Origin of the sequence: Enterobacter cloacae complex sp. IR5402, from assembly GCF_049238125.1 — a bacterium.
Classification (GTDB): Bacteria; Pseudomonadota; Gammaproteobacteria; order Enterobacterales; family Enterobacteriaceae; genus Enterobacter; species Enterobacter hormaechei_C.
The window spans coordinates 254,609-277,404 of the sequence record NZ_JBMKHO010000006.1 but is presented as its reverse complement, the minus strand read 5'-3'; the positions used below and the strand labels follow the sequence as shown (position 1 = coordinate 277,404).

Below are 22,796 nucleotides of genomic sequence, written 5' to 3'. Positions count from 1 at the left end.
AATATGCTGAACACACGTTTTTCTGTAAGCCTGATTGTCATCGGCTGGCTCTGCCTCAGCGCGAGCCTCTGCGCGCAGCCGCTCTCCTTTATGGCCCCTGAAGAGAGGCCGCAGCTGGAGGCCAGCAAACCCTGGCCGGAGAATCAGTTTTTGGTCCTGGCCTACCACGACGTCGAAGATGATGCCGCCGATCAGCGCTACCTCTCCGTTCGCACCAGCGCGTTAAACGAGCAGATAAGCTGGCTTTTGCACAACGGCTATCACGCCGTTAGCGTGCAGGACATTCTGGATGCGCATGAAGGAAAAAAAGCGCTGCCGCCGAAAGCCGTTTTGCTCAGCTTCGACGACGGTTATAGCAGTTTTTACACCCGGGTCTGGCCCCTGCTTCAGGCCTGGAACGTTCCTGCGCTGTGGGCACCGGTGGGCAGCTGGGTGGATACGCCGGCAAATCAAAAAGTTAACTTCGGCGGTCTGATGACGCCCCGCGATCGCTTTGCCACCTGGGATATGGTTCGCGAGCTCAGCCAGTCCCCGCTGATTGAGATTGGCTCGCATACCTGGGCCTCGCATTACGGCATTCCGGCCAACCCGCAGGGAAGCCGTGAACCCGCCATCGCTAACCGTTTTTTTGATAACGCGACGGGGCATTACGAAACCGATGAACACTTCAATCAGCGGATCGCCGCAGACGTACGGAAAGTCACCGATAAAATCACCCAGGTGACGGGAAAAGCGCCGCGTGCCTGGGTGTGGCCCTATGGGGCTGCTAACGGTACATCGCTCGCTATCGCCCAGAAACAGGGCTATCAGCTGGCCTTCACCCTGGAGGACGGGCTGGCAAACGTGCGCGACCTCGGCAACATCCCGCGCCTGCTGATTGCCGGAAATCCGTCGATAAAAACCTTTGCCAACACGGTTAGCCGCGTTCAGGAGTTTGAACCGGTGCGCGTCATGCATGTTGATCTCGATTACGTCTACGATCCCGATCCGGCCCAGCAGACGAAAAACATCAACAAACTCGTCCAGCGGGTCTACGACATGAAAATCAGCCATGTGTTTCTCCAGGCGTTTTCGGATCCGCGGGGCGACGGCAGGATCAGCGCGCTCTATTTCCCCAACCGTCGTCTTCCGGTCCGGGCCGATCTCTTTAATTTTGTCGCCTGGCAGCTACAAACCCGCGCGGGAGTGAAAGTCTTCGCGTGGATGCCGGTTCTCTCTTTCGATCTCAGTCCAGCCTTGCCGCGCGTGCAGCGCCGTGAGCGTCAAACGGGAGAGTTGACCGTGGCCGCCGAGCCCTATATCCGGCTCTCCCCCTGGAGTCCGCAGGTTCGCCAGCAGGTGACGGAGATCTATGAAGATCTGGCCCGCTATGCCAGCTTCAACGGGATCTTGTTCCATGACGACGCAGTGCTGACGGACGTTGACGATGCCGGACAGGATACGACCCGGCAGAAGAGCCAGCGGCTTATCGGCTTTACCCGCACCCTGAGCCAGGCGGTGAAAAACATCCGTGGCCCGCAGATCAAAACCGCGCGGAACATGTTCGCGTTGCCCATTCTCGAGCCGGAAAGCGAGGCATGGTTTGCGCAAAATCTGGATGATTTTCTGGCGGCCTACGACTGGACGGTGCCGATGGCAATGCCGCTGATGGAGTCCGTCCCGGCAGGAGAGAGCAATGCCTGGCTGACGCGTTTAGTCAAAGCCGTCGCCGCACGCCCCGGCGCGCTGAATAAAACGATTTTTGAGCTACAGGCCAGGGACTGGGCGCAGAAACCGCAGCGTGCCGTAGCCGATGGACGTCTGGTGGAGTGGATGCGGGTGCTCCAGCTGAACGGCATCAAAAATTACGGTTATTACCCCGACGACTTCCTCAACAACCAACCTGATATTTCACGTATCAGACCTGAATTTTCTTCGTACTGGTATCCTGACAATGACTGATCGCATTATCGCCTTCTCTATTTTGTGTCTGGTATTCGGGTTGCCGTTAGGCGTAGCCGCGCTGTTTACTGGCGAACTGATTCTGGACTTTGTCTTTTTCTGGCCGCTGTTTATGTCCGTGCTCTGGGTAACCGGCGGCCTCTATTTCTGGTTTCAGCTTGAACGGCACTGGTCGTGGGATAACGCAACACCCGCCCCCGCCTTAGCCGGTGAGCCGTTAATCTCGATTCTTATTCCCTGCTTCAATGAGGAACGCAACGCACGGGAGACCATTAGCGCCGCGCTGGATCAGCGGTACTGGAATGTAGAAGTTATCGCCATCAACGACGGTTCTTCTGATAACACGGCGGAGGTACTGCAACAGCTGGCGCGGGAGCAGCCGCGCCTGCGGGTGATTAATCTCGCGGAGAACCAGGGGAAAGCCGTGGCGCTCAAGGCCGGCGCTGCGGCGGCCCGGGGCGATCTGTTGGTCTGCATTGACGGCGACGCCCTGCTCGACCGCGACACCGCGGCGTATCTGGTGGCACCGCTGATTCAGTATCCCCACGTTGGGGCCGTCACCGGAAATCCGCGTATTCGCACGCGCTCAACGCTGATTGGTAGTATTCAGGTGGGCGAGTTTTCTTCCATTATTGGCCTCATCAAGCGAACGCAGCGGATCTATGGCCGGGTCTTTACCGTCTCCGGCGTCATCGCCGCCTTTCGCCGACAGGCGCTGGCGGATGTCGGGTACTGGAGTCCGGATATGATCACAGAGGATATCGACATAAGCTGGAAGCTTCAGCTTCGCCACTGGGATATCTTTTTCGAGCCGCGGGCACTGTGCTGGATCCTGATGCCGGAGACGCTAAAGGGACTGTGGAAACAGCGTCTGCGCTGGGCGCAGGGGGGTGCAGAGGTGTTTCTGGTTAACCTGCGCAAGATGGCCCGCTGGGAGCATCATCGCATGTGGCCCCTGTTTCTCGAGTACGCCCTATCAACGCTGTGGGCATTTGCCTATGGGGCGACCGTGGTGTTGTTCATTCTCAGCCATATTATCCCTCTTCCCGCGAACCTGGCCGTTGCGAGCCTGTTTCCCCCGGCGTTTACCGGGCTGCTGCTGGGCGTAATGTGCCTGCTGCAATTCCTCGTCAGTTTGTATATCGAGCGGCGCTACGAGCGGAAAGTGGCAGGCTCGCTGTTCTGGGTAATCTGGTTCCCGATGGTGTACTGGATGATTGGCCTGTTTACCACCCTCGTGGCATTTCCGAAAGTCATGCTTAAACGTAAACGCGCCCGCGCGCGCTGGATCAGTCCGGACCGGGGTAAAGGGAGCATTCAATGAACGAGAGTACGTTAATTTTGACTGAACATCGGCTGGCACCGCGTCTTTTCGATGCTGCATTAACGCTGATAGCCTGGGGAGGATTCCTGTTTTTCCTGTACGCCAGGCTGTGGATGCAGTTAACCGAGGAGGGCGATCACCGCTGGAACGCAATTATCGCCTCTTTTAATACAGTGCTGGTTTATCTGCTGATTGCCGCGTTCAACGGCTGGCTGCTGATCCTGTGGTATCAGTACAATCGCCGCCGCGCGCATGTGAGGCGGCGTCATCCGGAAATGTTGCGCCATGACGAGCTTGCCCAAAGTTTTAACGTCACGCCGCAAATTATGTCCGAGATGAGCCAGTACAACCTGCTGACGGTTTACCATGACCAGATTGGCCGGATCATTGATTTGAAGATCAGCGAGCAGCAGGACGAGAAAGAAGAGTAAGAAAAAGCCCCCGCAGGTTATCCGGCGGGGGCTTTTTTGTCGCGGGTATGAATTAGTTATCCTTCACCACAATCAGCGGTTCAATATCGCTCTCTTTCTTCACCACCAGCGAGTTATCCCCACGCAGACAGGTTCCGCCATAGTTCCCGCCCACGGTAAAGGTGCAGACCTGAATGTATCTGCCGTCAACCTTCGGAAGGCACCATAGCTGCTGGTAGATATTCTTGCGGTCAACAAACTTGCCGCTGGACTGGTCCAGCAGTTCGTCCTGGGCGCCGATCAGATCGATATTGCTCCCGCAGCGTCCGGCGATCGGTTTAACGGCATAACCGGTCCGTTTGAGCAGATCGTTGACCTCAAAATCGGTATCCAGCAGGTAACGGTGGTTCGGGAAGAGCTGCCACAGCACCGGCAGGATCGCCTTGTTACCTGGGATCACCGTCCACAGCGGTTCAAAGACCAGCACTTCCGGGCGCAGCAGGACGTCAATCAGGCGCACTTCACCTTGCGGGTGACCGGTGCGGATAGGCACGGCGGCGTACTCGGTTTCGCTCACCTCGCGGATCTGCTCAATCGCCGTTTCCCAGGCCCAGGTTTTCCATACGCAGTTAACGTGACGGCCTTCATCATCAATCAGTTGCCCGGCGGCATCCCAGCTCAGCGCGCCCAGTCCATGCAGGATTTTGGTTTCAAACCCGGCCTGGATCAGCGAGCGCTGAATAAAGAGCGCGTGGTAATCCTCTTCAATATCGTTGTCCTGCATGATATGGACGAACGGCCGCGCGTGGCTGTGCTTCCATGCGCCGGTCAGCTCCTCCAGCAAGCCTTCCGCCGGATTGTGGCCGGTGCCGCGATAGCCGTTTTTCACCCACTCTTCAAGAATCAGCCCGCCCTCGGTATGGCAGGAGGCGGAATCCGCGTTGTACTCGTAAACCTTAATGCCGCGCTCATCCATGCAGAAATCCATACGACCGGTGATCATATGGTGACGACGCCACTGCCAGGAGAGGCGCAGACGCGGCCAGAGGATTTTTGGGATGTCGAAAAGCGCGAGTAAGCTGTCGTCTTTCAGCACCTTGTCGGTGGCATGAAGGTACATCAGGTGCAGTTCGTTGGTGGCTTTGATCAGCTCCTGCTCGGCGCTTTCGGTAATGGTGAAGTACTGGCAGGGATCGTTGTTGATAACGTGGCCGTTGGCGCGAACGTACGCCTGTTGCAGGGCGTCGTTTTCATTGAGCCATTTCCCGTCGAACTGGCGGTTGTTCTTCAACCGCGCGCCGCTGATTTTCAGCAGTTCACCGTCGATCTCCGGCTGAGGAATACTGTGTTCCGTCTCCTCCGTCTGGATCATCCAGCCGAGGATCTCGGTATCGTTGAACGTGTCATGAAGCGTATAGCAACCGTCCTCCACGCTCAGACGCAGCTCGCGCGTCCACTGCTGCCCCATCGGCAGCGGGGAGTGAATAACGTTCTGCTCGGCAATGCGTACTCTGTCATCCAGCAGTTGGGTAATGACGGCGACGTGGCCGGTCTCATGAAACTCACCGCCCTTTTGCCAGATGAGCAGCGCACCGGCCTGCGGCGCACGTTTTGAGCCATTGGCAAAGGCCTGTAGCGGCAGAATATTGTCGTTTACCACCTGGCGCAAAAAACGCAGGGAGAAGATCTCCCACGCCATCCCGACGTCGGTAAAGACAAACCCGTGATTGAGAAACAGGAAACGGCGCGCAAACTCAACGCACTGCCATTTATGGCCCATGTACTCGTTGCCGATATAGCTGCGGAATTCCGCATCTTCCGGGTAGTGACGCGGATCGAGACTGCCGTAATTTGAAGAGTAAATCGCCACGCCACCCGGCGCATAACCTAATAACGTCCCGAAGGGGGCGTCACTGCTTAACGTTCCTTTACGCATGTGTCCAACCTAAAACAGGCAGGCGGCAATTTTTTTGTGGGGTTGTCGTCGTCTGCACGTTGTAATTAACTGACAGAGGTGGCGTTATCATACACCCGCCCTGCCCATTACGCTCGCATCGTTAAACGGTTCCTGCATCTCCTGCTACACTGCCTCAACACAACACCAAAGAGGCAGGCCAACATGTCAGATAACACCTATCAGCCACCGAAAGTGTGGGAATGGAAACAGAATAACGGCGGCGCGTTCGCCAATATCAACCGTCCCGTCTCGGGCGCGACGCACGAGAAAGAGCTACCTGTGGGCGCGCACCCGCTCCAGCTGTACTCACTCGGTACGCCGAATGGACAGAAAGTTACCATCATGCTGGAAGAGCTGCTGGCGCTGGGCGTGACGGGCGCGGAATACGACGCATGGTTGATCCGCATTGGCGAGGGCGATCAGTTCTCCAGCGGTTTTGTCGACGTGAACCCGAACTCGAAGATCCCGGCCCTGCGTGACCACTCCACCACCCCGCCGACGCGCGTCTTTGAATCCGGCAATATCCTGCTCTATCTGGCCGAGAAATTTGGTCACTTCCTGCCAAAAGATCCGGCAGGACGAACGGAAACCCTGAACTGGCTGTTCTGGTTACAGGGCGCGGCCCCGTTCCTCGGCGGCGGTTTTGGCCACTTCTATAACTACGCGCCAGTGAAGATTGAGTACGCTATCGATCGCTTCACCATGGAAGCTAAACGCCTGTTCGACGTGCTGGACAAACAGCTGGCGCGCGGTCGTTACGTAGCGGGTGAGGAATATACCATTGCGGATATGGCAGTCTGGCCATGGTTTGGCTGCGTGGCGCTGGGCAGCGTCTATAACGCCGCCGAGTTCCTGGATGCCGGGAAGTACACCAACGTGCAGCGCTGGGCAAAAGATGTGGCGAATCGTCCGGCCGTGAAACGCGGGCGCATTGTTAACCGTACCAACGGCGAGCTGAACGAGCAGTTGCATGAGCGTCATTCAGCAAGCGACTTCGATACCCAGACGGAAGATAAACGTCAGGGTTGATCCATGACCGGGCGGTTCGCCGCCCTTCTTCCGCGATGAGAAAAATGCGTCAGCACGCGTGCGCAAGGAGCCTCGTATGTCAGACCAGACGCTAAAAGCGACCCGACAGCAGAGCCTTATCACCCTGCTGAGTCAAAGCGACTGGCTGACTACCGAGGTGCTGGCTGAAAAGCTCTCCGTCAGCAAAGAGACGATCCGCCGGGATCTGAAGTCGTTGCAGCAGCAGGGGAAGCTTCTGCGCCAGCACGGGCGCGCGCGTCTGATTCACCCGGACAGCCGCGACAGCGGTGAACCCTTTGGCGCACGCCTGAAAAGCCATTATGCCGACAAAGCCGATATTGCCCGCCACGCGCTGGGCTGGATCAGCGAAGGGATGACCATCGCCCTCGACGCCAGCTCAACCTGCTTTCATCTGGCGCGCCAGTTGCCGGACATCGACCTCACCGTATTTACCAACAGCCTGCCTGTCTGCCACGAGATGGCAAAGCGCGAGCGGATCACGCTTATCTGCTCCGGCGGAACGCTTGAGCGTAAGTATCGCTGCTATGTTAATCCGGCGCTGGTGACGCAGCTAAAAGGGCTGGAGATCGATCTGTTTATCTTCTCGTGTGAAGGGGTCGATGAGCATGGCGTTCTCTGGGATCCGTCCGAGCACAACGCGGGCTTTAAGGCGCTGCTGTTAAACCGCGCCAGCCAGTCGCTGCTACTGATCGACAAAAGTAAATTTATGCGGGCAAGCGAAGTGAAAATTGGTCAGCTGTCGCAGGTGACACAGATTATTCAGAGCGATAAACGTCAGGCCGCCAGAGACGGCCTGACACGATGAGGTTACGCGGTGAGACGGAATTTCTGCACTGAGCGCTGGAGTTCTTCGGTCTGCCGTTCCAGTGCGGCGGCGGCGGCGGAAACCTGCTCCACCAGCGAGGCGTTCTGCTGGGTCACGCCGTCCATCTGCGTGATGGCAACGCCCACCTGAGAAATTCCTTTGCTCTGCTCCTCTGACGCGGTGGCGATCTGCTTCATAATGACGGTCACTTCCGTCACGTCGCGCAGGATTGCTTCCATCGTGGTGCCGGTATCGTTCACCAGCTGCGCCCCCTGCTCCACGCGGGCAACGGAATCCGCAATCAGCCCTTCGATCTCTTTGGCCGCATTCGCGCTGCGGCTGGCCAGATTACGTACCTCACCCGCCACGACCGCAAAGCCTCGCCCCTGCTCCCCGGCCCGGGCGGCTTCCACCGCGGCGTTCAGCGCCAGAATATTAGTCTGGAAAGCGATGCTGTTGATAACGGTGGTGATTTCAGCGATTTTTTTCGAGCTGTCCGAAATGCCGCTCATGGTCGTAACCACATCTTCCACCAGCGACCCGCCGCGGCTGGCCGTGCTGGAGGCGACATCCGCAAGCTGGCTGGCCTGGCGCGCGCTTTCGGCATTCAGCTTCACCGTTGCGGTAAGCTGCTCCATGCTGGCCGCGGTCTCTTCCAGCGCGGCGGCCTGCTCTTCGGTACGCGAAGAAAGATCGTTATTCCCGCTGGAGATCTCCGTTGCCCCGCGCCAGATATTCTCGCTGCCGGAACGAATCGTGCTGACCGCCTCCCGCAGGCTGTCCTGCATTGCACTCAGCAGCGGTACCAGTTGCCCCACGCAGTTGCGGCCCAAAGATTCAATCGGCTGGCTGAGGTCGCCCTGCGCAATCTGGCGGAACTGCTGACGGATACGATCCAGCGGTTTTACCAGTATCGCCACCAGGTAGCGGTCGGTGAACAGCAGGATCAGCAGACCCACGATCGTGGCGGTGATAATTACCGTCCGGGTCATGCTGGTGAGGCCGTCGACCACCACGCGCGTGCTGTCGAGCGCCTTCGCCGCGGTATTGTTAAAGTTCTCAGCCGCTGACCCGAATGCACGGCTTAGCGGCGGCGTGACGTTGTTGGAATGCTGACGATAGCCTTCGAGCGTCGCCTGCTTCGCCTGCGCCATCTGCGGTGTAACGCCCTGATCGAGCAGCGCCTGCCAGGTGGAAATCACCTGCGCAGACACCTTTTCATCCATCGGGCCCGGGGAGATAGCTTTCATCTCTGCCAGCTTTTTACTCATGTTATCCAGCGCCTGCTGAGCAGGAGCCAGGTCCGGCGTGCCGCCCGCCGCTTTAACTTCCATTGCCCGGCTCAGGCGGGTGACGAAACGGAAATACTGATCGTTGCCCTGGCTCAGCACCGTCATTTGCCGGACCAGCTGGCGGTCAACGTCATTACCATCAGAAACACGAGACAGAGACCAGGTGCTGTAAAGCCCCACGCCTGCCCACATGACACAAAAGATCCCCAGTATCGTCAGCATGACGAAACGGATGGTGAAATTACGAAGCATCTTCATTGAGTATTCCTTGCCGTGAGGGTGAATTCGCCCAGAGGCGAGTACTCCCCTCGTTATCGGCAGATACTGTAGAAAATATACTTTTTTCGTTATCGAGTCGGCATAGAATGAAAACGTTGTTTCGAAAATTCACCGACAAGAAAGGAGACATCATGTCCTGGCACCCTTACACCGGCCGATACGAAAACATGCAGTACCGATACTGCGGCAAAAGCGGCCTGCGCTTACCGGCACTGTCGCTGGGCCTGTGGCACAGCTTCGGTCACGTTCAGCCGCTCGATTCCCAGCGCGCGCTGCTGCGTAAGGCCTTCGATCTCGGCATTACCCACTTTGATCTTGCCAACAACTACGGCCCCCCTCCGGGCAGCGCTGAAGAGAATTTTGGCCGTCTGCTGCGGGAGGATTTTGCCGGGTATCGTGACGAGCTGATCATCTCCACCAAAGCGGGCTACGACATGTGGCCAGGACCGTATGGTTCGGGCGGTTCACGTAAGTACCTGCTCGCTAGCCTCGACCAGAGCCTGAACCGCATGGGTGTGGAGTATGTGGATATTTTCTATTCTCACCGCGTAGACGAAAACACGCCGATGGAAGAGACCGCCGCCGCGCTGGCACACGCGGTGCAGAGCGGAAAAGCGCTGTATGTCGGCATTTCGTCTTACTCCACGGAACGCACGGCGGCGATGACCAAATTGCTGCGCGAGTGGAAGATCCCGCTTTTGATCCACCAGCCGTCTTACAACCTGCTTAACCGCTGGGTCGACAAGACCGGCCTGCTGGACGCGCTGGAGAAAAACGGAACGGGCTGTATCGCCTTTACCCCGCTGGCACAGGGCCTGCTCACCGGAAAATACCTGAACGGCATTCCGGACGGTTCACGTATGCAGCGCGAAGGGAAAAAAGTGCGCGGCCTGACGGAGAAAATGCTGACGGAAGCCAACCTGAGCAGCCTTCGTCTGCTGAACGAGATGGCGCACGCGCGCGGGCAGACGATGGCGCAGATGGCGCTAAGCTGGTTGTTGAAAGATGAGCGTGTAACGTCGGTACTGATTGGCGCGAGCCGCCCGGAGCAGCTGGAAGAGAACGTTCAGGCGCTGAATAACCTGCGCTTTAGCGAAGATGAACTGATGCGGATTGACCAGCACGTTGCGGATGGTGAGCTGAATTTGTGGCAGGCGTCGTCGGATAAATAGTGCGGCCTGCTGCCCTTACCACGCCCCCTCTCCCACAGGGAGAGGGGGCGTGGTGAATTTATTTCTTACTGATCTTATCCAGATACCCCATCACAAACGCCGACAGCACAAACGTCAGGTGGATAATCACATACCACATCAGCTTATTATCCGGGACGTTTTTCGCGTCCATAAAGACGCGTAACAGGTGAATCGACGAAATTGCAACAATCGACGCCGCGACTTTATTCTTCAGCGATGAGGCGTCCATTTTCCCCAGCCAGCCGAGCTTTTCTTTGTGCTCGGCGATATCAAGCTGAGAGACGAAATTCTCATAACCGGAGAACATCACCATCACCAGTAATCCTCCCACCAACGTCATATCTACCAGCGACAGTAGAACCAGAATCAAATCGGCTTCTGCCACGGAGAAAATGTTTGGCAGGACGTGGAATATCTCCTGAAAGAACTTAATCGTCAGGGCGACCAGCGCCAGGGAGAGACCAAAATAGACGGGTGCGAGCAGCCAGCGAGAGGCATACATTGCGTTTTCAAAGAAGCGTTCCATAAAATCCTGTCTGCAAACGAAACCAGCGCTGAGTATATCTCAACTATACCTCGTTGGGATCTACATCCGGACGCGCATACTCCGGCCAGACCAGCGCGACCAGTTCCGGGTAGGCTTCCAGGCTAAACTCGCGAAAACACTGGCGCAGATTTAATACATCTAAATCGGAGTACGACACCTTCTCGCCATTCAGACAGCGCTTTTTGATATTGTCGTAATATTTATAAACCGCCGAATTAAGGTCGCTACAGCGGCGCTGCGCGTCGAACAGGCCGGGCGTATCATTAATTTCGGCCATTTTCATTCGCTTAATTGTCGCATGGAGGAAATCGATATATTCGTGATTTACTCGCCAGTACCAGACCGGTGTCACGGCGTTCATCAATACGGAGAAATGATCTTCCCCCTCCTCTTTCGACATCAATTCAGGCTGCGGCGGTTCACTGGCGTCTTTTGACACTTTCGTTTTATTGAACTCTTGCATCAATAAAAGCACGCCAGCGGTCAGTAATAGTAACGTTATGACCGTGAAGAAAATGCTGTTCATGGGTAGGCTCCATTTTTTTTGATTTTAAAATTGCCTCATGATATTGTCAACGAATCTCACCCTTTTGAAATTAAAGGAAATTAAAATGCTGCCCGACAATCTTGTCCCGGCAAAGTACCACATTACACCTGTGGAACAGCCTTCGACGGAAGCAGATAAAGAGGCGAATTTCACTCAAGGAAAAAGAAAACTCTCCGACTATGAAGCCGACATATTAATTGGTGTTTCACGCACTGGCAAATCCCGTAATATGGTGCTGGAAGAGCACGATCGCCATTTAAAAGAGCGTTTATTTCGCGCGATCAAGATTGAAGCCTTAGTTCATCTGCTGAATGATTTACAGGCCGAAGGGGAAATAGACGCCCAGACGCTAAGTCAAATAATGGTCGAGAAAACGCAGCAAATAAATGAAGCCGGCAATGAAATTTGGCTTAATTTAATTACGCGTGAAAAAAACAATCCCATTTTTTATAACCTGGGGGAAGATTAACGTGAATGATGATAGCGGTAATAACGTTTATTTGACTTTAGATGATAAAAAAAGCGATGAATTTATCTTAAAGCAGAATCTCGACGCCCTGAAAAAGATAAAAAATGACGAGATGACGCGAATTACGCAGGATTTGGTTTCGATTCCGGCCACGCTGGTACGCCTGAAATGGCAGAACCGTCGGGAGATTTACGCCTTGCAGGCCAAGGAGGAGATATACGGCGCGGTGATGAACGCCATTATTGAACAGCGTCCTGAGCTTAAAGAGAAGATCCTCGGGCGACTGGAGGCGAACTATCAGTACCTGCTGGCACGCGAGACAGCCACCCTGCGCCTGACCCGTAAACTCTCGGAAGGCAATTACCGTACATCAAACGTGACCTGTGTGGCGCTTGATGAAGAGGCGCCGACGGCGCCTTCAGAGTGAGACAACAATGATTGTTGCGGAATGCAGGCCGGGTAATGCGACGCCGCCACCCGGCAGGCAAGGCTGCAAGAGCCTTCGTTTTACTTCGCGGCCGCTTTCTCTTCGCCGACCAGACCAATCTTCAGGTATCCCGCCTGATGCAGCGTGTCCATTACCTTCATCATGGTTTCATAATCAACGGTTTTATCCGCGCGGAAGAAGACGGTGGTGTCTTTCTTGCCGCCGGTGAGCTGGTCCAGCGCCGGAATAACCGAGGCATCCGTTACCGGATCGTTGCCCAGGAACATGGACTTATCGGCCTTCACGGACAGGTAGATAGGCTTTTCCGGACGCGGCTGCGGCTGGCTGGAGGACGCAGGCAGATTCACCTTCACATCCACCGTCGCCAGCGGTGCGGCAACCATAAAGATAATCAGCAGAACCAGCATGACGTCGATAAACGGCGTCACGTTGATCTCATGCATTTCACCGTTATCGTCCAGATTTTCATTAAGACGCATTGCCATACAATCAACCTACGCGCAGTTTGGACGCCGCATGAACCGGTTTAACGGCGCTGGCGTTCAGGTCCAGATCGCGGCTTTGCAGCAGCAGAACCTGCGCGGCAACGTCACCCAGTGTGGCTTTGTAACTGCCAATCATGCGCGCGAAGATGTTATAGATAACAACCGCCGGGATAGCGGCAACCAGACCGATAGCCGTTGCCAGCAGCGCTTCTGCGATACCCGGCGCGACGACCGCAAGGTTAGTGGTGTGCGTCTGGGCGATACCGATAAAGCTGTTCATGATGCCCCAGACGGTACCGAACAGGCCGACGAACGGGGAGATAGCGCCGATAGTCGCCAGGTAGCCGTTACCGCGGCCCATATGACGACCCACGGCCGCAACGCGACGCTCCAGACGGAAGCCGGTACGCTCTTTAATGCCTTCGTTATCTTCACTGCCTGCGGAGAGTTCCAGCTCGTTCTGCGCTTCGTTCACTAACAGGGTAGTCAGGCTTTTCGCATGGAAGGATGAGGTGATATCAGAAGCCTGATCCAGAGAGCGGGCTTCCGCCAGCTGCTTCTGCTCACGCTTGAGGCGGCGTTTTTGTGAAAGAAGTTCGGCGCTCTTGCTGAAGAAGATAGCCCAGGTGATCACGGACGCCAGAATCAGGCCGATCATCACAATCTTAACTACGATGTCAGCATGTTGATACATGCCCCAAACGGAGAGATCCGTCTGCATCAAATTATTACCCACTCTGTATCTCCAGGACGCAAATCACAAAATCTGAACGTAATAATATCAAAACGTCGTCGAATTGATAGTAGTTCTCATTAGTATTTACATAGTGCCGTAATTTTCGCTCACTTTCCTTGCGCTTACGCAGTAAAAATTTCTTATGCGAATTTTTGATAATATTTTCTGCTTATTCGATAAGCATCCGGATGCACATTCTGACAATCGTGGTAGTCTGGACGTCCAGACGTATAAAAATAGGGTTAGCGAACATGACTAAAAAGCAGCTTGAGACCACGCTGGTGCAGGCAGGACGCAGTAAAAAATACACTCAGGGCTCGGTCAACAGCGTGATCCAGCGCGCCTCCTCGCTGGTGTTTGATACCGTTGAAGATAAAAAAATCGCTACGCGTAATCGCGCGAAGGGCGGGCTGTTTTACGGTCGTCGTGGCACGTTAACCCATTTCTCGTTGCAGGAAGCCATGTGCGAACTGGAGGGCGGCGCGGGCTGCGCGCTGTTCCCGTGCGGCGCGGCGGCGGTCGCCAATACCATTCTGGCGTTTGTGGAACAGGGTGACCACGTCCTGATGACCAATACCGCTTACGAGCCAAGCCAGGACTTCTGCACCAAAATACTCAGCAAGCTCGGCGTCACCACCAGCTGGTTCGATCCGCTGATTGGGGCCGGTATTGCCGGGCTTATTCAGCCCAACACGCGCGTTGTGTTCCTGGAATCTCCCGGCTCCATCACCATGGAAGTGCATGACGTCCCGGCCATCGTGAAGGCGGTGCGCAGCATAGCGCCGGAAGCGATCATCATGATCGACAACACCTGGGCGGCAGGTGTGCTGTTTAAAGCCCTGGAATTTGACATCGATATCTCCATTCAGGCGGCGACCAAATACCTGATTGGCCATTCCGACGGCATGATCGGTACGGCGGTATCTAACGCCCGCTGCTGGGATCAATTGCGTGAAAACGCCTACCTGATGGGCCAGATGGTGGATGCCGATACCGCCTACATGACCAGCCGGGGCATCCGTACGCTCGGCGTGCGTCTGCGTCAGCATCACGAAAGCAGCCTGCAAATTGCACAGTGGCTGGCGCTGCATCCGCAGGTGGAGCGCGTTAACCATCCGGCGCTGCCGGGCAGCAAAGGGCATGAATACTGGCAACGTGACTTTACGGGCAGCAGCGGGTTGTTCTCATTTGTACTTAAAAAGCGCCTGAATGACGCCGAACTGGCAAGCTATCTGGATAACTTTACACTCTTCAGCATGGCCTATTCATGGGGTGGGTTTGAATCGCTGATCCTGCCCAACCAGCCGGAGCAGATTGCGGCCCTGCGCCCGGGCGGCGAGGTGGACTTCGAAGGGACCTTAATCCGCCTGCATATCGGGCTGGAAAATGTGGACGATTTAATTGCGGATTTATCGGCAGGATTTGAGCGCATCGTGTAAAGTGCTGACTGAAATGTACTCCCCGGACGCAATTCTGAACACCGCAAGCAGAAAAGTCTGTATGAGATGCGCCTGCGATCAACCCCGACAGGCAAAATTGGGAGTACAATAGCGTTATATCTGCTGTTCCACAGGAAAGTCCATGGCTGTTATTCAAAATATCATCACGGCGCTCTGGCAACACGATTTTGCCGCGCTGGCGGACCCGCATGTCGTCGGGATTGTCTATTTCGTGATGTTCGCGACGCTGTTTCTGGAAAATGGATTACTGCCAGCCTCATTTTTACCCGGCGACAGCCTGCTCCTGCTCGCAGGGGCGTTAATCGGCAAGGGCGTGATGGACTTCGCACCGACAATGGTGATCCTCACCTCTGCGGCCAGTCTCGGCTGTTGGCTGAGCTACCTGCAAGGGCGCTGGCTTGGAAACACCCGCGTGGTGAAAGGCTGGCTGGCACAGCTGCCGCATAAATATCACCAGCGCGCCACCTGCATGTTTGACCGCCACGGCCTGCTGGCGTTACTTGCCGGGCGTTTTCTGGCGTTTGTTCGCACCCTATTACCTACCATGGCGGGTATTTCAGGCCTCCCTAACCGCCGCTTCCAGTTCTTCAACTGGCTGAGCGCTCTGCTCTGGGTGGGCGTGGTCACCACGCTCGGCTACGCGCTGAATATGATCCCCTTTGTTAAGCACCATGAAGACCAGGTGATGACCTTCCTGATGATCCTGCCGATTTTCCTGCTGGTTGCAGGGCTGGTGGGTACCATTGCGGTGGTGATTAAGAAAAAGTATTGCAGCGCCTGATACCCCATCCTGATTCTCTTCCCGCGGGGAGAGAATCAAAAGCCTAAGCGCCCTGCATCGTTCTGATGCGCGACGCATCTTCCCCCGGCGTGACGCCGAAGTAGCGCTTAAACTCCCGACTGAATTGCGAGGCGCTTTCATACCCAACCCGCATCGCCGCGGCGCTGGCCTTCATGCCGTCGTGGATCATCAGCATCCGCGCCTTATGCAGACGGTAGGTTTTGAGGTACTGCAACGGCGACGTGCTGGTAACGGATTTAAAGTTGTGGTGAAACGCCGAGACGCTCATGTTGGCTTCCGCCGCCAGCTGGTCAACGCTGAGGTTTTCCGTGTACTGGCTCTCAATGCGCTTGAGCACGCGGCTAATCAGGCTGAAGTGCGTTTGCCGGCTTACCAGCGCCAGCAGCGCCCCGCCGCCCGGTCCCAGCAGCACATGGTAAAGAATTTCTCGGATAATCTGCTTTCCGAGAATACGCGCATCCAGAGGCCTTTCCATCACGTCTAACAGGCGTTCAATCGCGCAGAGAATTTCCTCCGACAGGGTCGCGGAGTTGATACCGCTTGCCGCCATCGACGGCCGGAAAAGTTCGTCCTCCCCAATATCCATCAGCAGCTCCTGCAACTGGAGGATGTCGACGTTGACGCGGATCCCGGCCAGCGGCACCTCCTCTGTCGCGAAAGTTTCACATTCGAAGGGTAAAGGTACTGTCAGAAGCAGATATTCATTGGTGTCGTAACGGAACACGCGCTCATTGATATAGCCAATCTTATGGCCAGAAAAGAGAAACACGATGCCGGGCTGATACATCACCGGGGTGCGCGTCCCGGGCTGGGTACCGTACAGCAATCGAATATCCGGCAACAGCTCAGCCGAATCATTTCCGTTATCAATCAGTCTTTTAATCTGCGACGTTAGCTGGCGGCAGATGGCATCACGGTTCATTTTCAGTTACTCCGGGTACGGTTTCCGACGCTGACAGTGTGCGCATTTTCTTACCGTTTCTCCAGCGCGCTGTAGAAATGGGCAAGACATCGGCAGGAATGTGCATTGAGAGGATAGCGCCTGCCCGCCACAATGAGCAGCATCAGGTTGCCTTCTGCGCCACCACGATTTTTTACCCACTACAGGGAACAAGCCATGAACAACTTTAATCTTCATACCCCAACCCGCATTCTGTTTGGTAAAAACGCTATCGCTGACCTGCGCGCGCAAATCCCGACGGACGCCCGCGTCCTGATTACCTACGGCGGCGGCAGCGTGAAAAAAACCGGCGTACTGGATCAGGTGTACAGCGCTCTGGAAGGTCTGGACGTGCGCGAGTTCGGCGGTATCGAGCCTAACCCGTCTTATGAAACGCTGATGAACGCGGTAAAAATCGCCCGCGAGGAGCAGATCACCTTCCTGCTGGCGGTGGGCGGCGGTTCCGTGCTGGACGGCACCAAATTCATCGCGGCGGCGGCCCATTACGCTGACGGCATCGACCCGTGGCATATTCTGGAAACGGGCGGCAGCGACATCAGCAGTGCGATCCCGATGGGCTCCGTGCTGACGCTGCCGGCCACCGGATCAGAGTCCAACAAAGGCGCGGTCATCTCCCGTAAAACCACCGGTGACAAGCAGGCCTTTATGAACGAACACGTTCAGCCCGTGTTCGCGATCCTCGATCCGGTTTACACCTATACCCTGCCTGCGCGTCAGGTGGCGAACGGCGTGGTCGACGCCTTTGTTCACACCGTTGAGCAGTACGTTACTTACCCGGTAAACGCCAAAATTCAGGATCGTTTCGCGGAAGGCATTCTGCTGACGCTGATTGAAGAAGGTCCGAAAGCGCTGAAAGAGCCTGAAAACTACGACGTGCGTGCCAACGTGATGTGGGCAGCCACCCAGGCGCTGAACGGCCTGATCGGCGCAGGCGTGCCGCAGGACTGGGCTACCCACATGCTCGGCCACGAGCTGACGGCGATGCACGGCCTGGATCACGCCCAGACGCTGGCGGTGGTTCTGCCTGCGCTGTGGAACGAAAAACGTGACGCTAAACGCGCCAAACTGCTCCAGTACGCCGAACGCGTGTGGAACATCACCGACGGTTCCGACGATGCGCGTATCGATGCTGCGATTGAAGCCACCCGTCACTTCTTTGAAAGCCTGGGCGTGCCAACGCGTCTCTCTGGCTACGGCCTGGACGGCAGCTCCATCCCTGCCCTGCTGGCGAAACTGGAAGCACACGGTATGACGCAGATCGGCGAGCATGGCGACATCACCCTTGACGTCAGCCGTCGTATTTACGAAGCGGCACGCTAAGCGTTTTTAGGATCCTGACTTTCGTTTTTTGACATTTCGTCCAGACTTAATGCACATCACATCGTCGGAGGTTCCCTCCGGCGATGAGCACCTGAAGGAGGAAAAATGGCAAACCAAACCGTAATCAAGCTACAGGACGGCAACGTGATGCCCCAGCTGGGGCTAGGTGTATGGAAAGCCGGTAACGACGAGGTCGTCTCCGCCATTCATAAAGCCCTGGAAGTCGGCTATCGGTCCATCGATACCGCCGCCGCCTATAAAAACGAGGACGGCGTGGGAAAAGCGCTTGCCAGCGCCGGCGTTCCCCGGGATGAGCTTTTCATCACCACCAAGCTGTGGAACGACGATCAAAAGCGTCCCCGCGAAGCGTTGCAGGAGAGTCTGGAGAAACTCCAGCTCGATTTCGTCGATCTTTATCTCATGCACTGGCCGGTACCGGCTATCGACCATTACGTTGATGCCTGGAAAGGGATGATTGAACTGCAAAAAGAGGGGCTGATAAAAAGCATCGGCGTCTGTAATTTCCAGGTTCATCATCTGCAACGCCTGATTGATGAAACGGGCGTCGCGCCGGTGATTAACCAGATTGAGCTGCACCCGCTGATGCAGCAGCGCCAGCTTCATTCATGGAACGCCACGCACAAGATCCAGACTGAATCCTGGAGCCCGCTGGCCCAGGGCGGCGAAGGGGTGTTTGACCAGAAAATCATCCGTGAACTGGCGGATAAGTACGGTAAAACCCCGGCGCAGATCGTCATTCGCTGGCATCTGGATAGCGGTCTGGTGGTGATCCCGAAATCGGTCACGCCATCGCGTATCGCCGAGAACTTCGACGTCTGGGATTTCCGCCTGGATAAAGACGAGCTGGGTGAAATTGCGAAGCTGGATCAGGGCAAGCGGCTTGGGCCGGACCCGGATCAGTTTGGCGGGTAATCCCCTCACCCTGCCCTCTCCCAGGAGGGGAGAGGGTTAGACCTGTAGACCCGGTAAGCGCAGCGCCACCGGGTATTGTTACAGGTTTAACCGGTCTTACGTTTTACGTTCTTCTTCGTTCCCGCAACACCATTCGAACGCTGATGCGCAATCGGGGTATGTTTGGTCAGCGCCGGGCGCGTGTTGCGGTTCTGGCGGCGCGCTTCGCGCATCTCTTCCAGCGTTGGCGCAGGCACCAGGCAATCACGACGCGAGCCGATCAGGTGCTTTTTCCCCATCTCTTCCAGCGCCTGACGGATCAGCGGCCAGTTTTTCGGATCGTGATAGCGCAGCAGCGCTTTATGCAGACGGCGCTGTTTATCCCCTTTCGGCACCACCACGTCTTCGCTCTTATAACCAATCTTACTCAGCGGGTTTTTGCCGGTGTAATACATGGTCGTCGAGTTGGCGAGCGGCGACGGGTAGAAGTTCTGCACCTGATCCAGACGGAATCGACGCTGCTTCAGCCACAGCGCCAGGTTCACCATGTCTTCATCACGGGTGCCGGGGTGTGCGGAGATGAAGTATGGGATCAGATACTGCTCTTTCCCCGCCTGTTTTGAATAGGTATCAAACAGCTGTTTAAAGCGGTCATAGCTGCCCATGCCCGGCTTCATCATTTTGGACAGCGGACCTTCTTCGGTGTGCTCCGGGGCGATCTTCAGATAACCGCCAACGTGGTGCGTCGCCAGCTCTTTGATGTAGCGCGGATCTTCTACCGCAATGTCGTAACGCACGCCGGAGGCGATCAGGATCTTCTTGATGCCTTTCAGGTCACGGGCGCGACGGTAAAGGTTGATCGTCGGCTCGTGGTTGGTGTCCATATGCTCGCAAATGCTCGGATAAACGCAGGAGAGACGACGGCAGGTCTGCTCGGCGCGCGGCGATTTACAGCGCAGCATGTACATGTTGGCCGTTGGACCACCCAGATCGGAGATCACACCGGTAAAGCCCGGCACCGTGTCGCGAATGGCTTCGATCTCGTTAACAATCGACTCTTCGGAACGGCTCTGAATAATACGGCCTTCGTGTTCGGTGATCGAACAGAAGGAGCACCCGCCGAAGCAGCCGCGCATGATGTTGATCGAGAAACGAATCATCTCGTACGCCGGAATGCGGCTGCTGCCATATGACGGATGCGGTACACGCTTGTACGGCAGAGCAAACACGCTGTCCATCTCTTCGGTAGAGAGCGGGATCGCCGGCGGGTTAACCCAGATATAGCGCTCGCCGTGCTTTTGCATCAGCGCTCGCGCGCAGCCGGGGTTGGTTTCATGGTGTAAGATGCGCGACGCGTGGGCGTAGAGTACTTTATCGCTTTTTACTTTTTCGTAGGACGGCAGCAGCACATAGGTTTTTTCCCACGGCTTCGGACGCGGCGGCTGCACCACCACGGCTTTTGCTTCCGCTTTCTTCGGCTCAACCGGTTTGTTATCCGCGCACGGCAGATCGTCACCGTACGGATGCGGGATAGGATCGATTTTGCCCGGCATATCGATAATGCGGGAATCCACCCCGCTCCAGCCCGGCAGCGCCTCTTTCACCATGATCGCGGTGTTGCGCACGTCGCGGATCTCGCTGACCGCTTCGCCCTGCGCCAGACGGTGTGCCACCTCTACCAGCGGACGCTCACCGTTACCGAAGATCAGCATGTCGGCTTTCGAATCCACCAGCACCGAACGGCGCACGGTGTCGGACCAGTAGTCATAGTGTGCGGTACGGCGCAGGCTCGCTTCGATGCCGCCCAGGATCACCGGCACGTCTTTCCATGCTTCTTTGCATCGCTGGGTGTAGACGAGGGTTGCGCGGTCGGGACGTTTACCCGCCACGTTGTCAGCCGTATAAGCGTCGTCATGGCGCAGCTTACGGTCGGCGGTATAGCGGTTGATCATCGAGTCCATGTTGCCCGCGGTCACGCCGAAGAACAGGTTAGGCTTGCCCAGACGCATAAAGTCGTCTTTGCTGTTCCAGTCAGGCTGGGAGATGATCCCCACGCGGAAGCCCTGGGCTTCAAGCATACGGCCGCAGATCGCCATGCCAAAGCTCGGGTGATCGACATACGCATCGCCCGTCACCAGAATAATATCGCAGCTGTCCCAGCCCAGCTGGTCCATCTCTTCACGGGACATCGGCAGGAAAGGCGCCGGTCCAAAGCAGGCTGCCCAGTACTGGGGCCAGGAGAAGAGGTCGCGATCCGGCTGGATCAGGGAAATAGCGCTCATAATGCTTCCGAAGAAAAAATAGACAAAAGGAGCGGGATTATACGCTGGTTTACCGGGGGAAATGAAGGGGTATTGTGCGGGCTGTTGCCCTCACCCCAACCCTCTCCCACAGGGAGAGGGAGAAAGTGTTTTACGGTGCCGGATTCACCAGCATCTGCCCTACCGATCCCCTGTCCATCATCTCCAGGGTCTGGCTGTGGAACAGGAACGGGAAGTGCGGCCAGGAAGGCTGGCCGTAGTAGACGAGCAGTTCGACCTGGCCATCCACCCAGACGGTATCTTTCCAGCCCCTGTCTTCCGGGAACGGCATCGCCCCGTTGACGTTGCGGATCAGGAATGACACCCCTTCAATATGGAACGACTGCGGCATCTCCGAGCGGACGGTCCAGCGCTCCCAGGTTCCCTGCTGGGCGGTGATATCAATACGGTTTACGTCCCACAGCGCGCCGTTGATGCCCGGATCGTCGCCAAGGCTGATATCGCGACTGCGTACTGCCGGGCCGGTCACAATTTCCTGCGGCAGCAGGCGCATCGGCAGGCTGTCGGTCACCAGCGGCAACAGGCCGGTCGGGCGCAGCGTCAGCACCAGCGTGGAGACCAGCACGCTCGACGGTTCAAAGAAGCCGCGAATACGGTCAACAATGCTTGCCGCTTCGCCGCAGGTCACGGACACTTCATCCCCGTTGGTCATATCCACGAGGATTTCACGACGTTCGCCTGGCGCCAGCGCCAGCTGCTTCACCGACACCGGCGCAGGTAATAACCCCTGATCGCCTGAAATCACGTGCAGCGCGCGGCCGTCGCTCATCTGCAACTGGTAGCGGCGCGAGTTAGAGGCATTCAGCAGACGCAGGCGCACCCAGCCACGAGACACTTCGACATACGGGCTTTGCGCGCCGTTAACCAGCAGCGTATCGCCCACAAAGCCACCGCTGCCCGGCTCGCTGTACTCCGGGGTACCAAAGTTATCCAGTCGCTTATCCTGAATAATGATCGGGAAATCATCGACGCCGTAGTGATTCGGGATCGGCAGCGTTTTACTGACCTCATCTTCAATCAGCCACATTCCGGCCAGGCCGTTGTAGACCTGCTGGGCGGTGCGGTTCGGGGTATTGGCGTGATACCACAATGTCGCCGCGCTCTGACGAATCGGGAGGACGGGCGCCCAGTCGGCATTCGGCGACATCATGCGTGCCGCGCCGCCAATCAGCGGCCCCGGCACCTGCAAACCACTGACGGTCATCGCGACATTTTCCGTCGTACGGTTACTGTAGATGAGCTTAACGTCATCGCCATTCCACACGCGAATGGTCGGCCCGAGGTAGCGTCCGTTAATGCCCCATACCTGCGCGCGCGTTCCCTGGGTAAAGGACCAGTGGCTACGCTGAAGCGTGAGGAATAGCGGCTGCCCGCGACGGGATTCAATCAACGGCGGAATAGGCAGCGGCTGTTGCTGCCCGGCGGCGCTGGCTGTCCGCGGTATCGCACCCGCACAAAGGGCGATACCCGAAGCCTGAATAAACTGACGCCGACTGAGTGACATATAAGCTCCATCTGAAACGACTAACAACGCGGG

21 protein-coding genes are annotated in these 22,796 nt (G+C 56.5%); 12 read left to right on the top strand and 9 right to left on the bottom strand.

Going from position 1 to position 22,796, the window contains the following annotated elements; translation table 11 throughout:
* Positions 1 to 3: 3 nt before the first annotated feature.
* From pgaB to pgaD, 3 genes are read left to right on the top strand one after another with little or no spacing between them, the layout of a single operon-like run.
* On the top strand, positions 4 to 1,941 hold the full coding sequence (gene pgaB, locus ACOTXL_RS13250; RefSeq protein ID WP_045350455.1) for a poly-beta-1,6-N-acetyl-D-glucosamine N-deacetylase PgaB: 1,938 nt from the start codon (positions 4 to 6) through the stop codon (positions 1,939 to 1,941).
* Positions 1,934 to 3,265: a poly-beta-1,6-N-acetyl-D-glucosamine synthase gene (gene pgaC, locus ACOTXL_RS13245; protein ID WP_045350456.1), complete on the top strand. Its 1,332-nt coding sequence runs from the start codon at positions 1,934 to 1,936 to the stop codon at positions 3,263 to 3,265. Before pgaB ends, pgaC begins: the two co-directional genes overlap by 8 nt.
* Positions 3,262 to 3,696, top strand: a complete 435-nt coding sequence (gene pgaD, locus ACOTXL_RS13240) for a poly-beta-1,6-N-acetyl-D-glucosamine biosynthesis protein PgaD (protein ID WP_003862463.1) — start codon at positions 3,262 to 3,264, stop codon at positions 3,694 to 3,696. The genes pgaC and pgaD overlap by 4 nt, the downstream gene beginning before the upstream one ends.
* Before the next feature lie 52 nt (positions 3,697 to 3,748).
* On the opposite strand, the gene gss is transcribed toward pgaD, so the two are convergent.
* Complete coding sequence (gss, locus tag ACOTXL_RS13235) at positions 3,749 to 5,611, bottom strand: bifunctional glutathionylspermidine amidase/synthase (protein ID WP_003862464.1); 1,863 nt, start codon at positions 5,609 to 5,611, stop codon at positions 3,749 to 3,751.
* A 183-nt stretch (positions 5,612 to 5,794) separates the two neighbouring features.
* Here gss and yghU point away from each other — a divergent pair, with 183 nt between their 5' ends.
* Together yghU and fucR are read left to right on the top strand one after the other, a co-directional pair.
* A complete protein-coding gene (gene yghU / locus ACOTXL_RS13230) occupies positions 5,795 to 6,661 on the top strand; it encodes a glutathione-dependent disulfide-bond oxidoreductase (RefSeq protein ID WP_003862465.1) in 867 nt (288 codons plus the stop codon).
* A gap of 76 nt (positions 6,662 to 6,737) precedes the next feature.
* Complete coding sequence (fucR, locus tag ACOTXL_RS13225) at positions 6,738 to 7,487, top strand: L-fucose operon activator (protein ID WP_023314843.1); 750 nt, start codon at positions 6,738 to 6,740, stop codon at positions 7,485 to 7,487.
* A 2-nt stretch (positions 7,488 to 7,489) separates the two neighbouring features.
* Here fucR and ACOTXL_RS13220 read toward each other — a convergent pair whose 3' ends face one another.
* Positions 7,490 to 9,037 carry a methyl-accepting chemotaxis protein gene (locus ACOTXL_RS13220; protein WP_045350457.1) on the bottom strand — a complete coding sequence of 516 codons (1,548 nt, stop codon included), beginning with the start codon at positions 9,035 to 9,037 and terminating at the stop codon, positions 7,490 to 7,492.
* Positions 9,038 to 9,189: 152 nt separating this feature from the next.
* Here ACOTXL_RS13220 and ACOTXL_RS13215 point away from each other — a divergent pair, with 152 nt between their 5' ends.
* A complete protein-coding gene (locus tag ACOTXL_RS13215) occupies positions 9,190 to 10,230 on the top strand; it encodes an aldo/keto reductase (RefSeq protein ID WP_032610129.1) in 1,041 nt (346 codons plus the stop codon).
* Between the two features lie 58 nt (positions 10,231 to 10,288).
* Here ACOTXL_RS13215 and ACOTXL_RS13210 read toward each other — a convergent pair whose 3' ends face one another.
* Together ACOTXL_RS13210 and ACOTXL_RS13205 are read right to left on the bottom strand one after the other, a co-directional pair.
* Positions 10,289 to 10,777 (bottom strand): TIGR00645 family protein, encoded by a 489-nt coding sequence (locus ACOTXL_RS13210; RefSeq protein ID WP_045350458.1) that lies wholly within the window; start codon positions 10,775 to 10,777, stop codon positions 10,289 to 10,291.
* A 43-nt stretch (positions 10,778 to 10,820) separates the two neighbouring features.
* A complete protein-coding gene (locus tag ACOTXL_RS13205; RefSeq protein ID WP_001084353.1) occupies positions 10,821 to 11,324 on the bottom strand; it encodes an ESA_00282 family adhesion-associated protein in 504 nt (167 codons plus the stop codon).
* Between the two features lie 85 nt (positions 11,325 to 11,409).
* On the opposite strand from ACOTXL_RS13205, the gene ACOTXL_RS13200 reads away from it, so the two are divergent.
* A complete protein-coding gene (locus ACOTXL_RS13200) occupies positions 11,410 to 11,814 on the top strand; it encodes a hypothetical protein (protein WP_045335726.1) in 405 nt (134 codons plus the stop codon).
* A gap of 1 nt (position 11,815) precedes the next feature.
* On the top strand, positions 11,816 to 12,241 hold the full coding sequence (locus ACOTXL_RS13195) for a hypothetical protein (RefSeq protein ID WP_003862479.1): 426 nt from the start codon (positions 11,816 to 11,818) through the stop codon (positions 12,239 to 12,241).
* 80 nt (positions 12,242 to 12,321) lie between these two features.
* Here ACOTXL_RS13195 and exbD read toward each other — a convergent pair whose 3' ends face one another.
* On the bottom strand, positions 12,322 to 12,747 hold the full coding sequence (exbD, locus tag ACOTXL_RS13190) for a TonB system transport protein ExbD (RefSeq protein WP_001251472.1): 426 nt from the start codon (positions 12,745 to 12,747) through the stop codon (positions 12,322 to 12,324).
* Between the two features lie 4 nt (positions 12,748 to 12,751).
* A complete protein-coding gene (gene exbB, locus ACOTXL_RS13185; RefSeq protein ID WP_045350459.1) occupies positions 12,752 to 13,483 on the bottom strand; it encodes a tol-pal system-associated acyl-CoA thioesterase in 732 nt (243 codons plus the stop codon).
* A gap of 251 nt (positions 13,484 to 13,734) precedes the next feature.
* On the opposite strand from exbB, the gene metC reads away from it, so the two are divergent.
* Both metC and yghB read left to right on the top strand, forming a co-directional pair.
* A complete protein-coding gene (metC, locus tag ACOTXL_RS13180) occupies positions 13,735 to 14,922 on the top strand; it encodes a cystathionine beta-lyase (protein WP_003862484.1) in 1,188 nt (395 codons plus the stop codon).
* A 142-nt stretch (positions 14,923 to 15,064) separates the two neighbouring features.
* A complete protein-coding gene (yghB, locus tag ACOTXL_RS13175; RefSeq protein WP_045350460.1) occupies positions 15,065 to 15,724 on the top strand; it encodes a DedA family general envelope maintenance protein YghB in 660 nt (219 codons plus the stop codon).
* A gap of 43 nt (positions 15,725 to 15,767) precedes the next feature.
* On the opposite strand, the gene ACOTXL_RS13170 is transcribed toward yghB, so the two are convergent.
* Positions 15,768 to 16,667, bottom strand: coding sequence for an AraC family transcriptional regulator (locus ACOTXL_RS13170; protein WP_032660319.1), 900 nt, complete (start codon positions 16,665 to 16,667; stop codon positions 15,768 to 15,770).
* A 195-nt stretch (positions 16,668 to 16,862) separates the two neighbouring features.
* On the opposite strand from ACOTXL_RS13170, the gene yqhD reads away from it, so the two are divergent.
* Complete coding sequence (gene yqhD, locus ACOTXL_RS13165; RefSeq protein ID WP_003862492.1) at positions 16,863 to 18,026, top strand: alcohol dehydrogenase; 1,164 nt, start codon at positions 16,863 to 16,865, stop codon at positions 18,024 to 18,026.
* Between the two features lie 105 nt (positions 18,027 to 18,131).
* Positions 18,132 to 18,959: a 2,5-didehydrogluconate reductase DkgA gene (gene dkgA / locus ACOTXL_RS13160; protein ID WP_003862493.1), complete on the top strand. Its 828-nt coding sequence runs from the start codon at positions 18,132 to 18,134 to the stop codon at positions 18,957 to 18,959.
* Positions 18,960 to 19,045: 86 nt separating this feature from the next.
* Here the strand turns inward: dkgA and ACOTXL_RS13155 are convergent, their stop codons facing one another.
* The gene (locus ACOTXL_RS13155) at positions 19,046 to 21,220 is read right to left on the bottom strand and encodes a YgiQ family radical SAM protein (RefSeq protein WP_023323746.1); all 2,175 of its coding nucleotides are present in this window, start codon (positions 21,218 to 21,220) and stop codon (positions 19,046 to 19,048) included.
* Positions 21,221 to 21,350: 130 nt separating this feature from the next.
* Positions 21,351 to 22,763: a cell division protein FtsP gene (gene ftsP / locus ACOTXL_RS13150; protein WP_003862496.1), complete on the bottom strand. Its 1,413-nt coding sequence runs from the start codon at positions 22,761 to 22,763 to the stop codon at positions 21,351 to 21,353.
* Positions 22,764 to 22,796: the final 33 nt, after the last annotated feature.

Bases quoted from the DNA above. Each gene is read 5' to 3' on its own strand.
- pgaC (WP_045350456.1), top strand. From the start codon at position 1,934: ATGACTGATCGCATTATCGCCTTCTCTATTTTGTGTCTGGTATTCGGG.
- ACOTXL_RS13205 (WP_001084353.1), bottom strand. From the start codon at position 11,324: ATGAACAGCATTTTCTTCACGGTCATAACGTTACTATTACTGACCGCT.
- ACOTXL_RS13155 (WP_023323746.1), bottom strand. From the start codon at position 21,220: ATGAGCGCTATTTCCCTGATCCAGCCGGATCGCGACCTCTTCTCCTGG.
- fucR (WP_023314843.1), top strand. From the start codon at position 6,738: ATGTCAGACCAGACGCTAAAAGCGACCCGACAGCAGAGCCTTATCACC.
- yqhD (WP_003862492.1), top strand. From the start codon at position 16,863: ATGAACAACTTTAATCTTCATACCCCAACCCGCATTCTGTTTGGTAAA.
- ACOTXL_RS13170 (WP_032660319.1), bottom strand. From the start codon at position 16,667: ATGAACCGTGATGCCATCTGCCGCCAGCTAACGTCGCAGATTAAAAGA.
- metC (WP_003862484.1), top strand. From the start codon at position 13,735: ATGACTAAAAAGCAGCTTGAGACCACGCTGGTGCAGGCAGGACGCAGT.
- pgaD (WP_003862463.1), top strand. From the start codon at position 3,262: ATGAACGAGAGTACGTTAATTTTGACTGAACATCGGCTGGCACCGCGT.
- ACOTXL_RS13210 (WP_045350458.1), bottom strand. From the start codon at position 10,777: ATGGAACGCTTCTTTGAAAACGCAATGTATGCCTCTCGCTGGCTGCTC.
- yghU (WP_003862465.1), top strand. From the start codon at position 5,795: ATGTCAGATAACACCTATCAGCCACCGAAAGTGTGGGAATGGAAACAG.
- yghB (WP_045350460.1), top strand. From the start codon at position 15,065: ATGGCTGTTATTCAAAATATCATCACGGCGCTCTGGCAACACGATTTT.
- exbD (WP_001251472.1), bottom strand. From the start codon at position 12,747: ATGGCAATGCGTCTTAATGAAAATCTGGACGATAACGGTGAAATGCAT.
- ACOTXL_RS13215 (WP_032610129.1), top strand. From the start codon at position 9,190: ATGTCCTGGCACCCTTACACCGGCCGATACGAAAACATGCAGTACCGA.
- dkgA (WP_003862493.1), top strand. From the start codon at position 18,132: ATGGCAAACCAAACCGTAATCAAGCTACAGGACGGCAACGTGATGCCC.
- gss (WP_003862464.1), bottom strand. From the start codon at position 5,611: ATGCGTAAAGGAACGTTAAGCAGTGACGCCCCCTTCGGGACGTTATTA.
- pgaB (WP_045350455.1), top strand. From the start codon at position 4: ATGCTGAACACACGTTTTTCTGTAAGCCTGATTGTCATCGGCTGGCTC.
- ACOTXL_RS13220 (WP_045350457.1), bottom strand. From the start codon at position 9,037: ATGAAGATGCTTCGTAATTTCACCATCCGTTTCGTCATGCTGACGATA.
- ftsP (WP_003862496.1), bottom strand. From the start codon at position 22,763: ATGTCACTCAGTCGGCGTCAGTTTATTCAGGCTTCGGGTATCGCCCTT.
- ACOTXL_RS13200 (WP_045335726.1), top strand. From the start codon at position 11,410: ATGCTGCCCGACAATCTTGTCCCGGCAAAGTACCACATTACACCTGTG.